The sequence below is a fragment of the Pseudomonas sp. RL genome, from assembly GCF_000647775.1.
GTDB lineage: Bacteria > Pseudomonadota > Gammaproteobacteria > Pseudomonadales > Pseudomonadaceae > Serpens > Serpens flexibilis.
In genome coordinates this window covers 1-15,266 of sequence record NZ_JBOY01000037.1, presented here as the reverse complement: position 1 = coordinate 15,266, position 15,266 = coordinate 1, and the positions used below count along the sequence as shown (strand labels likewise).

Below are 15,266 nucleotides of genomic sequence, written 5' to 3'. Positions count from 1 at the left end.
GCTGGGACGTCCGATGCTCGACGCCATTCGCTGGGATCCCGAACTGATTCGCCGCTACGACCAGGCTGGCCCGCGCTATCCGTCGTACCCCACGGCGTCGCAGTTTCATTCCGGCATTGGCTCGTTCGACCTGCTGCATGCCTTGCGCACCAGCCGCCGGGAAAACCGCCCGCTCTCGCTGTACCTGCACATCCCCTTTTGTGCCAACGCCTGCTACTACTGCCCGCGCACCAAGGTGGTCACCAAGGACCGCAGCTGTTCGCAACCCTATCTGAAGCACCTGGAGCGGGAAATCGCGCTGCTTGGCTGCCACCTCGGCGCGAACCAGCAGGTGGAGCAGCTGCACATCGGCGGCGGCACACCCACCTTCCTCAACCACACCGAGCTACGCCAGCTGATGAAGACCCTGCGCGGGCACTTTCATCTGCTGGAGGACGACTCCTCCGGTGACTACAGCATCGAGATCGACCCCCGCGAGGCGGACTGGTCGACCATGGGCCTGTTGCGCGAGCTGGGCTTCAACCGGGTCAGCCTCGGCGTGCAGGCCCTGGACCCGGACGTGCAGCGGGCCGTCAACCGCCTGCAGACCCTGGAGCAGACCCGGACCATCGTCGACGCCGCCCGCACCCTGCAGTACCGCTCGATCAACATCGACCTGATCTATGGCCTGCCCAGGCAGAACACCGCACGCTTCTCCAGCACGGTGAACGCCATCCTCGACATGCAGCCCGAGCGCATCTCGCTGTACAACTACGCTCACCGTCCGGATCGTTTCCCCGGACAGCGGCGTATCCAGACACAGGACCTGCCCAGCCCGGACGAGAAGCTGGAGATGCTGCACAACGCCATCGAGCAACTGACAGCCGCAGGCTATCGTTACGTCGGCCTGGATCATTTCGCCCTGCCCGACGACGAGCTGGCCATGGCGCAGGAGGACGGCTTCCTGCAACGCAATTTCCAGGGCTACACGACCCATGGCCACTGCGATGTGATCGGCCTGGGGGTGTCCGCCATCAGCCAGGTGGGTTCGCTGTACTGCCAGAACGACAGCGATCTGGCCGGCTATCAGCACAGCCTGGCCAACGACCAGTTGGCCACCGTGCGCGGCCTGCACTGCAATGCCGACGACCTGCTGCGCCGCGACATCATCCAGCGGCTGATCTGCCATTTCGAACTGGACTTCGCCAGCCTCGAGCAAGCCCACGACATCCGCATGCCGGAGTACTTCGGGGACATCTGGCCGCGACTGCAGGCCATGCACCAGGACGGCCTGCTGGCGCTTGAACCGCAGGGCATCCAGATCCTACCGGCCGGACGGCTGCTGGTGCGCTCGGTGTGCATGCTGTTCGACCGCTATCTGGAGCCGACACTGGCCTGCGGCCATTAGTCACAAACTGCTCCTCAACCCCCGAACCAGAGCGCTGCACCGCCAGCGGTCGAATTCGGTCGGGTGCGTTTTCCGGCTGGTCCTGCCGGTTTTCCTGGGGTAACCTTGCGGCCATCGTGAATCCCCCCTTCTCTCAGGAAGAGCCATGTCCGAGACCAACAAGCTTCGTGCGCCCCATCAGGCGCATTGCAAGGATTGCAGTCTGGCTCCGTTGTGCCTGCCCCTTTCCCTCAACATGGAAGACCTCCATGCGCTGGACGAGATCGTCAAGCGCGGACGTCCGTTGAAGAAGGGTGAGTTCCTGTTCCGCCAGGGCGATGCCTTCGGCTCGGTATTCGCGGTGCGTTCCGGCAGCCTGAAGACCTTCAGCGTGACCGACCTGGGCCAGGAGCAGATCACCGGCTTCCACCTGCCCAGCGAACTGGTCGGCCTTTCCGGAATGGACACCGAGCTCTACCCGGTGTCGGCACAGGCGCTGGAAACCACCTCGGTGTGCGAGATTCCCTTCGAGCGACTCGATGAGTTGTCCGTGCAGCTGCCGCAGCTGCGTCGCCAGCTGATGCGGGTCATGAGCCGGGAGATTCGCGACGATCAGCAGATGATGTTGCTGCTTTCCAAGAAGACCGCCGACGAACGTATCGCTACCTTCCTGGTCAACCTGTCCGCCCGTTTTCGCGCCCGCGGCTATTCGGCCAACCAGTTCCGCCTCGCCATGTCGCGCAACGAGATCGGCAATCATCTGGGGTTGGCCGTGGAGACGGTGTCGCGCGTGTTCACCCGTTTCCAGCAGAACGAAATGATTGATGCCGAGGGCAAGGAAGTGATCATCCTCAAGCCCATCGAACTCTGTGCCCTGGCCGGTGGCAGCCTGGAACTCTGATCCCGGCGCCCTCCTCATCGCTAGGCCGTGCGCGATATACTTCGCGCACCGTTCACCTGGACACGACCCGATGATTTTCGACGAATTCGCCCTCAAATCCCTGATCCGCCCGGTGCCCGATTTCCCCAAGCCCGGCGTGGTCTTTCGCGACATCACACCGCTGTTCCAGTCGCCGCGCGCACTGCGCATGATGGTTGACAGTTTCATCCAGCGGTACGTGGAGAACGAATTCACCCATATCGGCGCCCTGGATGCGCGCGGTTTCCTGCTCGGCCCCATCCTCGCCTACGAGCTGAACAAGCCGCTGATCCTGTTCCGCAAGAAGGGCAAGCTGCCCTGCGACCTTCTGGAAGAAACCTACCAGACCGAATACGGCGATGCCGTCATCGAAGTACAGGCCGACAGCCTGTGCGAGGGCGACTCCGTGGTGCTGATCGATGACCTGATCGCCACCGGTGGCACCCTGCTGGCCGCCGCCAACCTGACCCGCCGCATGGGTGCGCGCGTGCATGAGGCGGCCGCGATCGTCGACCTGCCCGAGCTGGGCGGTTCGCGCCGCCTGCAGGACATCGGCATCCCCGTGTTCACGCTGACCGCCTTCGCCCTCGACGATCGCTGATCGCCGTTCGCAGCCGCCAACCCTTGGTTGGCGGCGAATCCTCCGCATCCCGGCCTCAAATAGGTGACCCGGCCCCGAATGCATCGGCGCCCGGCCTGCCTATTTGCATTGCCGTACCGAGGATTCGCTCATGACTGCCCTACAGCCCCTTCGCATCACCCCGCACTTCCCGGTTCGCCGCATGGACTTCAGCTTTGGCCGCACGCCTCGCTACTGGTGGAGCGGCGATCCGTTCATGACCCATTTCATGAACAACCTGTCCTCGCTGTTTCCGTATGGCGAGAAATTTTTCGTCGACAGCGTGCGCGCGGTGCGCGACCAGGTGCGCGACCGCCAGCTACAAAAGGACATCAGCGCCTTTATCGGCCAGGAGGCGATGCACTCCAAGGAACACGCGGCGTACAACGAGTACGCCGCCGAGCACGGCATCGACCTGCACCGGCTGGAGCTGCGCATCAAGGTCCTGATGAAGTGGGTGACCCGCCTGACCTCGAAGAAGATGCAGGTGGCCGTGACCTGCGCCCTGGAGCACTTCACCGCCAGCATGGCCGAGCAGTTGCTGCGCCGCGAGGACATCAGCCTGCAGATGACCGACCCGCGTATGTACCGGCTGTGGCTGTGGCACGCCATCGAGGAGAACGAGCACAAGTCGGTGGCCTACGACGTCTACCAAGCCATCGACGGCGGCTATCTGCTGCGCACCAGCGCCATGCTGGTCACCACAGTGCTATTCCTCGGCGTGATCGCCTGGTTCCAGCTGCACCTGATGCGCAAGGACGGCCAGCTGTTCAACTGGAAGACCTGGAAATACGGCCTGAAGACCCTGTTCAGCCTGCGTCACGGCTACGTGCCGGGCCTGCTGCGCCCCTACCTGGACTATTTTCGTCCCGGGTTCCACCCCAGCCAGCACCAGACCCGCGAACTGGAGAAGCGCTGGAAGCAAGCACTGGCCTTCGCCGGTTGAACGTCAGGGGCCGGGGCTTCCCGGCCCTCCAGCCGCGCGGATACCCTGGCGCAACGCCAGGGCACCCGCCAGCAGGGTGATGATCAGCTCCTCGGCCTCGCCGCGCACGGCAGCCTGACGCTCGGGCTGTTCCAGGTAATCCTGGGCCAACACGAACAGGTGTCGGGTGATGGTCGAGGCCATGCGCAGCAGGGTTTCCTCATCGACACCGGGCACCAGCCCGAACTCCGCAATGTCCTCGGCCATGTCCTGGGCAAAATCGGCCATCAGCTCGCGCAAGGCCTTGCGCAGCATTGGCGAAGCGCCGTGCAGCTCGCGCATACCGACGATGAAGCCATCCGGGTTCTGCTCTACGAAATCGAAGAACAGCTGCACGGTTTCCCGGCACACTTGCCGTCCTCGGGTGAGATCAGCCCCCAGCAGCTGCTCGCCACGCGCCTGCTGCAAGGTGCGCTGGGCCGCCTCGCGCCGCAGCTCGCGCAACGGCCTGCGCAGCTGTGTGCCGATCTGCGTGATCAGCACCAGCCCCAGCTCCTCGATGCTGCCGAAATGGCGATAGAACGTGTTGGGGTTCAGACCCGCCTCGCGCGCCAGCTCCCGCAGGCCGAGGCTGCTCAGGCTATGGGTCCTGGCCATCAGGCGCAGTGCTGCATCCAGCAGCAGCCGCTTACCCTGGGCCAGCGGGGTTTCCATCAGCGTCATGTCGTGTCCTTGTCAGCCAATCCACCCAACGGAGGTTAGGGCGGGAACCGGGTAGACAAACGTCTACCGCCCGATAGAGTTTCCCATGAACCGTTGCCGATGCCCCCCTACCCATCGCATGGCAATGGCTCACGCCGGTCGAACAATCATAAGAAGGAATCCTGGCCCATGACTGCCGCTACGCCCCTGTCGCCCAGCGCGATACCCCATTGCAAGATCGCCATCCTCGGTACCGGCTTCTCCGGACTGGGCATGGCCATTCGCCTCAAGCAGGCGGGCGAGAACGATTTTCTGCTGCTTGAAAAGGAGGCAGGCGTTGGCGGCACCTGGCGCGTCAATCACTACCCCGGTTGCGCCTGCGACGTGCAATCGCACCTGTATTCCTTTTCCTTCGCGCCGAATCCCGAATGGTCGCGCATGTTCGCCCCGCAGCCGGAAATCAAGCGCTACCTGGAGGACTGCTGGGAGCGCTTCGGCCTGGCGCCGCATACCCAGCTCAACACCGAACTCTGTCGTCTGAGCTGGAACGAAAGCAGCCAGCACTGGCTGATCGAGACCCGGGACGGCAAGCAGTTCAGCGCCCGCTTCGTGGTGTCCGGCATGGGTGGACTGTCTACCCCGGCCTTCCCCAGCATCAAGGGTCTGAAGACGTTCAAGGGCAAGCTATTCCATTCCCAGCAGTGGGACCACGACTATGACCTGAGCGGCAAGCGCGTGGCGGTGATCGGCACGGGCGCCTCGGCCATCCAGTTCGTGCCGCAGATCCAGCCCAGGGTCGGCCAGCTCGACCTGTATCAGCGCACCCCGCCGTGGATCATGCCCAAACCCGACCGTGCCATCAGCGAGCGCGAGCGCCGGCTGTTCCGCCGTCACCCCGCCCTGCAGAAACTCTGGCGTGGCGGCATCTACAGCTTCCTGGAGGCCCGTGTACTGGGCTTCGCCATCAGTCCGCAGATCCTGCGCCTCGCCAGCCTGGTGGCGCGCCATCACCTGCGCAAGCAGATCCGCGACCCCGAACTGCGCCGCAAGCTGACGCCCGATTACGTAATGGGCTGCAAGCGGGTACTGATCTCCAACGACTACTATCCGGCACTGACCCAGCCGAACGTGTCGCTGATCACCGACGGCATCGCCGAGGTTCGCGCCAACAGCATCGTCACCCAGGATGGCCAGGAACGCACGGTGGACGCCATCATCCTGGGCACCGGCTTCACCCCCGCCGACCCCATCCCGCGCGGGCTGATCAGCGGCCGCAACGGTGTCGACCTGGTGGACAGCTGGCCGCGCGGCCCGGAGGCCTACAAGGGCACCACCACCGCCGGCTTCCCCAACCTGTTCTTCCTCATGGGACCGAACACCGGCCTGGGGCACAGCTCGATGGTGTACATGATCGAGTCACAAATCCAGTACGTAATGAGCGCGCTGCAGCTGCTCGATGAACGCGCCCTGGATACCGTCGAGGTCAAGCGTGAGGCCCAGGAACGCTTCAACCGCAAGATCGACCAGACCTCCGCCCGCACCGTGTGGCAGTCGGGCGGCTGCGCCAGCTGGTACCTGCATCCGCAGAGCGGTCGCAACTGCACCGTCTGGCCCGGCTTCACCTGGCGCTTCCGGCAGATCACCCGGCATTTTGATCCGGCGGCCTATCACTTCAGCCGCCAGCCCGCCGCCGAGGAAGCATTGAAGGCGGAGCCGGAGCAACAGGAGGCGCGCGCATGAAGAGCTTCCACGACAAGGTGGCCGCCATCACCGGTGCCGGCTCCGGGATAGGCCGCGCCCTGGCGCTGAACCTGGCGCGACAGGGCTGCGAGCTGGCACTGAGCGACATCAACGAGCAAGGGCTGGCGGAAACCGTGGAACAGGCGCGCCGCTTCGAGGTGAAGGTCAGCCATCAGCGGGTGGATGTGGCCGATTTCGAGGCCGTGCGGCACTGGGCCGACCAGGTGATGATCGACCACGGTCGGGTGAACCTGATCATCAACAACGCCGGCGTCGCACAGGGCGGAAGCGTGGAAGGCAATGCGCTGGACGACTACCACTGGATCATGGATATCAACTTCTGGGGGGTCGTCCATGGCACCAAGGCGTTTCTACCTTACCTGAAGGCCAGCGGAGCCGGGCACATCGTCAATGTCTCCAGCGTGTTCGGCCTGTTCGCCCAACCCGGCATGAGCGCCTACAACGCCACCAAGTATGCGGTGCGCGGCTTTACCGAATCGCTGCGCCAGGAGCTGGATATCGCCGATTGCGGCGTCTCCGCCAGTTGCGTGCATCCGGGTGGCATCCGTACCAACATCGCACTCAGCGCACGCATGAACGACAGCCTGGTAACGGTGACCGGCCAGGACGCCAACCAGTCGCGACAGCAGTTCAACGACCTGCTGCTGCGCACCAGCCCGGAAAAGGCTGCGGCGGTGATCCTGCGCGGCGTGCAGCGCAACCAGCGACGTATCCTGATCGGCCTCGACGCCCGGGGCGTGGACCTGATGATGCGCGGCATGCCGGCGCTGTACCAGCGCATGGTGGTGCTGAGCATGCGGCTGGCGGCGCGCTTTGCGCCCAAGAACTCCGGCAAGACCGAGCTGGCGGAGTGACTCCCTGCTGAGCCTTTGGCCGCGTCTTCCGGCGCGGCCTTTTTTAACCAGCGGATCACAGGCCCATCTGCTTGCTGATGATCTCGTTCATGATTTCCCGCGTGCCGCCGCCGATCGACAGAATGCGGTTGTCGCGGTACAGGCGTTCGACACGGCTCTCGCGCATGAAACCCATGCCGCCGAGGATCTGGGTGGCGTCGTAGACGATGCGGTCAGACACGTCGGTGGCGAAGTTCTTGGCCATGGAGATCTCCTTGACCACGCTCTTGCCGACCGCCATCTTCGCCGCCTGGCGATAGGTGAACTCGCGGGACACTTCCAGCTGGGTGGCCATTTCCGCCAGACGATGCTTGATCACCTGGAACTTGCTGATCGGCTTGCCGAACGCCTTGCGGTCGCGGGCCCAGGCCAGGGCGTCCTCAAGGGCCATCTGCGCGGTCATGTTGGCCATCAGCGCCAGGGCCAGACGCTCGCTCTGGAAGTTGGCCATGATGCCGGCGAAGCCCATGTTCTCGGCACCGATAAGGTTCTCCACCGGCACCCGGCAATCATCGAAGAACAGCTCGGCGGTGTCCGAACACCACCAGCCCATTTTCTTGAGCTTGCGGCCGACACTGAAACCCCCAGTGCCCTTCTCGACCAGCAGCAGGCTGACGCCGCCGAAGCCTTCGCCACCGGTACGTACCGCCACGGTGTAGTAGTCGGCGCGCACACCGCTGGTGATGAAGGTCTTGCTACCGGTGACACGGTAGTGATCGCCCTCACGTACCGCACGGGTCTGCAGGTTGGCCACGTCGGAGCCACCGCCGGGCTCGGTGATGGCCAGGGCGATGATCTTGTCGCCGGCCAGCACTTCCGGCACCACGCGGTCGCGAATCGCCGGCCTGGCCCACTTGAGGACCGGAGGCAGGCCGATGTCCAGCGAGCAGAGGCTGGACACGAGGCCGGTGGAGCCACAACGAATCAGCTCTTCGCTGGCCGCGATCTTGGCGAACAGGTCGCCCTCGTGGCTGCCGCCGAACGGCTCGGGGAAGCCGATGCCGAGGATGCCGGCGTCGCCGGCCTTCTTGTACAGCTCACGGGGAAATTCCTCGGCTTCCTCCCAGTCGTCGATATGCGGCAGGATCTCGCGCTCGACGAAGCGGCGCACCGAGTCGCGGACCAGTTGATGGGATTCGTCGAAGTATTCCTGGAATGCGGCCATGGATCGGCTCCGGATTTGTTCTTGTGGACGGAACCTTACCAAGCGCTTGCTTGGTTTTCAACCGGCATCCATGTCTTCCACGGCCGGTGGTCTGGAAACCCGCGTTGCGCGTCGGGCCCGTCGCTTGCGCCACCAGACCAGCGTGCCGGTGACGCACAGCACCGCGATCGCCACGCCCAGCACGGCAATCAGCACTCGTCCGGGGAAACCGAGGATGCGTCCGCCGTGGATTGGCAGCTGCAGGCGGAAGAAGCGTTCGCCCAGCGTGCCCTGCCCGGGAATTTCGCTGCCCAGCAAGCGGCCGTCACTGCCATGGAAGAACACCCAGGCATTGCCCTGGTCGCTGTCATGGGCACCAAACCCGGCGCCATAGAAGTTGTACTCGAAGCTGTAGTAGAGCTCGGTCATGGGCTCGTCGAGGCCCAGTTGGCCAGCATGACGGAGCGCATGCCGATAGGCCTCGTCATAGCCGTAGGCGGTAGTGCCCAGCTCCTCGCCGGCTAGCTGGCTGCGTGCGTGGTAGACACTGGGCGGCACCGGCGAGACCAACGAGACCACCGGCTTGAAGACCTGCTCGGGCAGGTTCATCGCCACGCTGCTGATCGCCACCGGCAGCAGCAGCAACCACAGCCATAAGCCCCCTGCGCGGTGCACATCGTAGTTGAGGCGTTGCGGCTTGACCTTCCAGGCCACCGCCCATTTGGCGAAGAACGGGCGCCCGCGCGGGAAGGTCAGTACCAGCGCCACGATGCTGTCCACCACCCAGAGAATCGCCACGAGGCCCATCAGCCACAGACCCCAGTTGCCCGGCAGCGCCAGGTTGTAGTGGAACTCCAGCAGGAAGGGCACCAGGTTCTGCCGGGAGAAGCAGCACTCGCCCCAGTGGCGGTACCCCACCTCCTCGCCCGTCACCGCGTCCAGGTAGCGGACCACCGGTTTTTCCGCATAGGGCTGGCCGCTTTGCGGGTCGTTGCGCGGGACCAGGGCCAGCAAGGCGGCATGTCCCGGTTCCTGGGGAAACTCCATGTACCACACCTGCATGCGCGGGTAGGCCTGCTCAACCCGCGCCACCAGGCGTTCGGGTGGCAACACCTCGCCCACGCCGGACGTGTGGTAGAAGCCGGGGTTCAGCCATTCATCGAGCTCATGATGGAAGGCCAGGACACTGCCGGTAAGACCGGCCAGCGCCAGGAACAGGGCGGTGGCCAGACCGAGATAACGGTGCAGTCGGACTAGAATCGCGCGCATCGGTTTTCCTGCGGGTAGGTACGAAGGCCGTCCGCCTGACGGTGGACGGCCTGATGAGCGGGTCAGAAGTCGTAGCTGAAGGTGGCCATGACGTTGCGCTCCTCGCCGTAGTAGCACTGCAGCAGGCTGTTGCAGGCCGACACGTAGGTCTCATCGGTGAGGTTGTTGAGGTTCAGGCGCAGCGCCACACCGGCCAGGCCGACCTGCGTCAGGTCATAGCTCAGCGACGCATCGAACAGGGTGTAGGACGGCAGCCGCAGGCTGTTCTCCGCATCCGCCCAGCTGTGGCCGAAGTAACGCGCCCCCGCGCCCAGCTGCAGGCCCCCGCGGAAGCGGTAATCGGCCCACAGGGCGGCCATGTGACGCGCCACCGCGTTCGGCGTATTGCCACGGTTGTTCACCCCGGCGGCACCGACGAAGTCCTTGGAGTACTCGACATCCAGGTAGGTGTAGCTGGCCAGCACGCTGGCGTTCTCCAGCGGCTGGAAGCGCGCCTCCAGCTCCACGCCCCGGGAGGTGATTTCGCCCACCGCGCGGAAGAAGTTCTCGCTGGAATCCTTACTGGCCAGGTTGGTCTGCCGCAGCTCGAAGACCGACAGGGTGTAGAGGTCGTCACGGCCCTGTGGCTGGTACTTCAGACCGGCTTCGCCCTGCTTGCCCTTGGTGGGTTCCAGCAGGCTGATGTCGTAGGTCGAGCCGTTGTAGTTGTAGGCCGCCGTGGTATTGGGATTGAAGGACTCCGCGTAGCTGACGTAGGGCGACAGGCCGTTGTCGAAGGCATAGAGCACACCGACCCGTCCGGTCAGCTGCTCCTGCGTGGCGTTGTCGGCCTGATCCCCGTACAGCGACTCGGTCTGCTCGAAGCCGACATCCACCCAGTCGTGGCGCACCCCCAGGGAGAAACGCCAGTTGTTCAGGGCCAGCAGGTCCTGCACATACAGGCCGGTCTGTTCCAGGCGTCGGCTTTCATCGTACTGGTGGTAGAAGCTGTAGCTGGCCACCGGACGGGACGCGGCGTAGGGATTCACGGGGCTCACCGTACCGCCTTCGTAGCTGACCTTGGCCTTGCGGCGCTGGTAGTCGAGGCCGGCGACCAGGGTGTGACTGAGCCGCCCGGTGTCGAATTCGAACTGCAGCTGGTTGTCGATCGTCCAGGCATGCAGCGCTTCCTCGGCCCCGGTGTAGGCGCGGTAGAGATCCCCCGGAGCGCCGTAGCCGTAGTCGTCCAGGGTGTAGCCGTACTGGTAGACCTGGTCGGAATCCACTTGCGCGTCCAGATACTGGAAGTTCTGTCGCGCCGAAACCACCTCGTTGACACGGTGCTCGAGCTGGTAGCCGAGCAACTGCTGATCGCGCTCGAAGCGCTCGCGGTCCTTCTCGCCTTCGAAGAAGCTGCGCGGGATGCGCTGGCCCCGATAGGGGCGCACCGTGCCCTCGGCCGGCAATCCACCGTGGTAGCCACTTTCCGGGTCGCGCTGGAGCAGCGCCTGCAGGGTCAGGCGGGTCGCCTCGCCCAGCTCCAGGCTCAGCGAGGGCATCAGCGCGAAGCGTTGCTCCTCGATGTCGTCCACCTGGTTGTTGGCGTCGCGCGCCACGCCGGCCAGGCGATAGGCCAGCCGCTCCTGCTCGCCCAGCGGGCCGGTGACGTCGAATGCCAGCTGCTGATAGTCGTTGCTGCCGGCGGACAGCTGCACCTGGTTGTTGCGCGTGTATTCGGGCTTCTTGGTGGTCATCGCCACCAGCCCGCCAGGCAGGCTGCGTCCATAGAGCACCGAAGACGGCCCCTTGAGGATGTCGATCCGCTCCAGGAAGAACGGATCCACCTGCAGGCTGCTGTAGGTGCCGCTGTCGCCCATCAGCTTCAGGCCATCGAGGTAGAGGTTGTCCACTGCACCGTCGGTGATGCCGCGCAGGGCCACGTAGTCGTAACGCGTGGTTGCTCCGTACGGCGCGCTCATGAGCCCGGGGGTGTAGCGCACCGCCTGGGCGACGCTGCGGGCGCCCTGGTCGTCCATCTGCGCGCGGGTCACCACCGAGACGCTCTGCGAGGTTTCCAGCAGCGGCATGCTGGTCTTGGTTGCCACGCTGCTATGGGTCGCCTGATAGCCCGCCATGCTGCCCAGCGCGTTGCCGAGGGCGAACACCTGGGTGGCCTGCAACTCCAGGGCGCCCTGCGCTGCCTGGGCCAGCAGGGTGAAGCCGCCCTGCCCGTCGCCACGCGCCTGCAGACCGCTCCCCTCCAGCAGCACCGCCAGCCCCTGCTCCGCGGTGTAGGCGCCGTTGAGTCCCGGCGAGCGCTTGCCGGCAGTCAGTCCGGCATTCGCCGCCAGCAGAATGCCCGCTTCGCTGGCGAAACGGCTGAGCGCCGTGGACAGGGGCCCCGCCGGAATGCTGTAGCTGCGTGGCGCCTGTTGCTGGCTGCCCGGCTCGGCAGCTTGGGCCATCGCTGTCCAGCCGGGCAACAGCAGCAGGGGCGCCGCAAGCGCGGCAGCCTGAATGGCTCGGGACAGCGGCGAATAGACGAATACAGCAAGTGAACCTGTGCGGTGCATGGCATACCTCGAATCGATTGAGCGTCGAAACGCCGGGGTACTACCAAGGCCACTTCACGGAAAAAAAGGGGAACTTCAAATGAGAAATATTTTTATTATTCAGGCAGTCCGCGGCTCGATGCTGACCCACCAGGGCAGCGGACGGTGGATGCGCACCGGCAGCGTCTCGGCCAGCGCCCGCAGCACGCGTCCGGTGTCCGCCAAGGGGAAGGCTCCCACCAGGCGCAGGTCGGCCACCTGCGGTGCGCAGCCCAGATAGCCGCGCCGGTAGCGGGCCAGCTCGACCACGAAATCACCCAGGCGCATGTCGTCGGCCAGCAGCATGCCGTGGCTCCAGGCCACCTCGCGCTCCCCGCTCACACTCAGCCGCCGGCCGGGTAACGAGCCGCCGAACCGCCATCCCTGGCCCGCTTCGAGCCGCTGCGAAACCCCCTGTGGCGTCACCAGCTCGACGCTGCCGGCATAGACCGCCAGGCGGCCGATGTCCGGATCGAGGCGCAGGCTGAAGCGCGCCGTCGTGGCATTCACTGCGCCCTGGGGCGATTGCAGGAGCAGTGGCCGTGGATCGGCCGCCAGCTCCACCAGCAGTTCGCCACGGTGCAGCGTGAGGCGGCGCTGGGCGCCGGCGAAATCCACATCCAGGGCCGTGTCGGTGTTCAGCCATACCCGCGAGGCATCCGCCAGACGCTCCTCGCGCATCTCACCGACGCCCGTGCGCAGCGTCGCACCCCAGACGTTCCAGGGTGCCTGGCGCAGTCCGGCGTAGCTCAGGGCGCCACTACCACAGAGCAACGCCAGCATCCTCAGGTGCTGGCGACGGGTGAGCGAAGTGCGCAGGGCCACACCGGCAGCCTGACGGCAGGCTTCGTCGGGGAGCGTGTGAAAGGGTCGGCTGATCGCCTCGACACGCGCCCATGCCGCAGCATGCTCCGGCCGCGAATGCAGCCAGAGACGCCAGGCCTCGCGCTCCGCCGGGCTGGGGGCGTTCTGGAGGATGGCGAACCATTCCGCCGCCTGCTGCAGGGTGTTGAATGCGCTGCCGTTCGGCTCCGGGCTCGCCATGGCGTCACTCCGCGCAGCAGGTCAGGCAATGGAGCATGGCTTGCGCCATGTACTTCTTCACCATGCGCTCGCTGACGCCCAGGCGCTCGGCGATACAGGCGTAGCCCAGGCCATCGAGCTGGGACAGCAGGAAGGCCGTGCGCACCTTCTGCGGCAGGCGCGCCAGCATGGCATCCACGCGCAGCAGGGTCTCGACGACCTCCGCCTGCTCCTGGGGTGATCCGGCCACGGCTTCGGGTTGCCGGGCCAGTGCCTCCAGATAGGCGCGTTCGATGGCCTGTCGACGCCAGTGGTTGATCAGCAATCCGCGGGCGATGGTCGCCAGATAGGCGCGGGGCTCACGCAACAGGTTCAGCTCGCGCTCCCTGGCGAGGATGCGCAGGAACGTATCCTGGGCCAGATCGGCCGCCTGCTCCGAGCAGCCCAGCTGCCGACGCAGCCACAGGCGCAACCAGCCGTGGTGAGCGCTGTACAGCCGTTGCAGCTGTTCCGGATCGCATACGCTGGTCGTCATCGCCCCGCCCTGTCCCGAATGGAAAGTCGAGAATGCTAACGCTTCTCATCCATATCGGACAGCGGGAATAGCGATTTATCTGCGGGTCGTCTGGGCTCGCCAGCGATAGCGCCTCAGAGGGTCAGCGGCTTACGCCCTGCCAGCGCATGGGCCAGGGTGCCGCCATCGACCAGCTCCAGTTCGCCGCCCAGCGGCACACCGTGGGCGATGCGCGACACCACCAGGCCCTTGGGCAGCAGCAGCTGGGCGATGTAATGGGCGGTGGCCTCGCCTTCCACGGTGGGGTTGGTGGCCAGGATCACTTCGCTGAAACCGCCCTGGGCGATGCGTTCGAGCAGCTCGGGTATACCGATGGCTTCCGGCCCCAGACCGTCCAGCGGCGACAGGTGTCCCTTGAGCACAAAGTAGCGGCCGCGAAAACCGGTCTGGTCGACCGCGAAGACGTCTAGCGGGCTCTGCACCACACACAGCAGGCTGTCGTCACGGCGCGGGTCGCTGCATTGCGGGCAGATCTCGTCTTCGCTGAGGGTTCGGCACTGCCGGCAGTAGCCGACACCTTCCATGGCCTTGCGCAGCGCCTCGGCCAGGCGTAATCCACCGCTGCGGTCGCGCTCCAGCAATTGCAGGGCCATGCGTTGCGCGGTCTTCTGGCCGACGCCGGGCAGGATGCGCAGGGCGTCGATGAGCTGGCGGATCAGCGGAGTGAAACTCATGGGAACTACTGCCGGACTGCTGGAAAGACGCGGGTTATACCCGCGCCCGCCAGCAGGCGTCAATCAGCCCGCTCCGCCTGTTCCAAGGCTTCCAGCACCCGGCGGGCGGCCAGCTCGCTGGAGGCTGGATTCTGTCCGGTGATCAGGTTGTGGTCGCGAATCACGAAGGGCGCGAAGCTCTCACCCACCTCCACCAGGGCGCCCAGCTCGCGCAGGGTGCTTTCCAGCAGGAACGGCACGGCCTGTTCCAGGCCCATGGCCATTTCCTCGGCGTCGCTGAAGGCGGTCAGCTGGCGGCCCTCGACCAGCGGCTTGCCGTCCTTGCGCTCCGCTCCGACAAATGCCGACGGACCATGACAGACCGCCGACCAGACCTTGCCCAGTGCCTCGAGCTCGGCCAACAAGCGCCCGAGCACCGGATGCCCAGGCAGGTCGAACACGGTACCGTGGCCGCCAGGCAGGAAGATGGCGTCGAAATCCCGGGCGCTCAGGTGGGTGTCGAGCACCTCGGTGTCGCGCAAGGCATCACGGGCACGCTGCCATTCCGGATGACTCTCCTCGATGCTGCGCGGATCCAGCGGCGTGGCGCCGCCCTTCGGGCTGGCTACGCGCACCCGGCAGCCGGCATCGAGGAAGATCTTGTAGGGAATGGCGAACTCCTCCAGCCACAGGCCGGTGGGTTCACCATTGAGCAGGCGGTCAGCGCTGGTGACCACCATGAGGATGTGCCGGCTCATTGTTCGTCTCCGCCATTCAGGGTGTGAAGGCAAGACCACGCCGCAACACGGAGGTTCGCCTCGGCACCGGCGAAACCGGCGCCGAGGCAT

General features: G+C 65.4%; 14 protein-coding genes. 6 read left to right on the top strand and 8 right to left on the bottom strand.

Annotation, left to right across the window (positions count from 1 at the left end):
* Window positions 1–13 precede the first annotated feature (13 nt).
* The 4 genes from hemN (at window position 14) to AS93_RS0106895 (ending at window position 3,850) form a co-directional block, all read left to right on the top strand.
* Window positions 14–1,387 (top strand): oxygen-independent coproporphyrinogen III oxidase, encoded by a 1,374-nt coding sequence (gene hemN / locus AS93_RS0106910; protein WP_027589938.1) that lies wholly within the window; start codon window positions 14–16, stop codon window positions 1,385–1,387.
* 145 nt (window positions 1,388–1,532) lie between these two features.
* Window positions 1,533–2,267: a fumarate/nitrate reduction transcriptional regulator Fnr gene (fnr, locus tag AS93_RS0106905; protein WP_027589937.1), complete on the top strand. Its 735-nt coding sequence runs from the start codon at window positions 1,533–1,535 to the stop codon at window positions 2,265–2,267.
* Between the two features lie 70 nt (window positions 2,268–2,337).
* A complete protein-coding gene (locus AS93_RS0106900) occupies window positions 2,338–2,886 on the top strand; it encodes an adenine phosphoribosyltransferase (RefSeq protein ID WP_027589936.1) in 549 nt (182 codons plus the stop codon).
* A gap of 130 nt (window positions 2,887–3,016) precedes the next feature.
* The gene (locus AS93_RS0106895; RefSeq protein WP_027589935.1) at window positions 3,017–3,850 is read left to right on the top strand and encodes a metal-dependent hydrolase; all 834 of its coding nucleotides are present in this window, start codon (window positions 3,017–3,019) and stop codon (window positions 3,848–3,850) included.
* Between the two features lie 3 nt (window positions 3,851–3,853).
* Here AS93_RS0106895 and AS93_RS0106890 read toward each other — a convergent pair whose 3' ends face one another.
* Entirely contained in the window at window positions 3,854–4,552 is a 699-nt protein-coding gene (locus AS93_RS0106890; protein WP_027589934.1) for a TetR family transcriptional regulator, read from the bottom strand.
* A gap of 168 nt (window positions 4,553–4,720) precedes the next feature.
* On the opposite strand from AS93_RS0106890, the gene AS93_RS0106885 reads away from it, so the two are divergent.
* Together AS93_RS0106885 and AS93_RS0106880 are read left to right on the top strand one after the other, a co-directional pair.
* Window positions 4,721–6,271 (top strand): NAD(P)/FAD-dependent oxidoreductase, encoded by a 1,551-nt coding sequence (locus tag AS93_RS0106885; RefSeq protein WP_027589933.1) that lies wholly within the window; start codon window positions 4,721–4,723, stop codon window positions 6,269–6,271.
* Window positions 6,268–7,146, top strand: coding sequence for an SDR family NAD(P)-dependent oxidoreductase (locus AS93_RS0106880; RefSeq protein ID WP_027589932.1), 879 nt, complete (start codon window positions 6,268–6,270; stop codon window positions 7,144–7,146). Before AS93_RS0106885 ends, AS93_RS0106880 begins: the two co-directional genes overlap by 4 nt.
* Before the next feature lie 55 nt (window positions 7,147–7,201).
* Here AS93_RS0106880 and AS93_RS0106875 read toward each other — a convergent pair whose 3' ends face one another.
* The 7 genes from AS93_RS0106875 to AS93_RS0106845 all read right to left on the bottom strand — a co-directional run bounded on the left by AS93_RS0106875 (window position 7,202) and on the right by AS93_RS0106845 (window position 15,176).
* Complete coding sequence (locus AS93_RS0106875; RefSeq protein WP_027589931.1) at window positions 7,202–8,350, bottom strand: acyl-CoA dehydrogenase family protein; 1,149 nt, start codon at window positions 8,348–8,350, stop codon at window positions 7,202–7,204.
* A gap of 57 nt (window positions 8,351–8,407) precedes the next feature.
* Complete coding sequence (locus AS93_RS0106870; RefSeq protein ID WP_027589930.1) at window positions 8,408–9,598, bottom strand: PepSY domain-containing protein; 1,191 nt, start codon at window positions 9,596–9,598, stop codon at window positions 8,408–8,410.
* Window positions 9,599–9,660: 62 nt separating this feature from the next.
* Window positions 9,661–12,150, bottom strand: a complete 2,490-nt coding sequence (locus AS93_RS0106865) for a TonB-dependent siderophore receptor (protein WP_027589929.1) — start codon at window positions 12,148–12,150, stop codon at window positions 9,661–9,663.
* 99 nt (window positions 12,151–12,249) lie between these two features.
* Entirely contained in the window at window positions 12,250–13,212 is a 963-nt protein-coding gene (locus AS93_RS0106860) for a FecR domain-containing protein (protein WP_037008676.1), read from the bottom strand.
* A 4-nt stretch (window positions 13,213–13,216) separates the two neighbouring features.
* Window positions 13,217–13,726: a sigma-70 family RNA polymerase sigma factor gene (locus AS93_RS0106855; protein WP_027589927.1), complete on the bottom strand. Its 510-nt coding sequence runs from the start codon at window positions 13,724–13,726 to the stop codon at window positions 13,217–13,219.
* A 113-nt stretch (window positions 13,727–13,839) separates the two neighbouring features.
* On the bottom strand, window positions 13,840–14,439 hold the full coding sequence (gene recR / locus AS93_RS0106850) for a recombination mediator RecR (protein WP_027589926.1): 600 nt from the start codon (window positions 14,437–14,439) through the stop codon (window positions 13,840–13,842).
* A gap of 59 nt (window positions 14,440–14,498) precedes the next feature.
* Entirely contained in the window at window positions 14,499–15,176 is a 678-nt protein-coding gene (locus AS93_RS0106845; protein ID WP_027589925.1) for a type 1 glutamine amidotransferase domain-containing protein, read from the bottom strand.
* Window positions 15,177–15,266 lie beyond the last annotated feature (90 nt).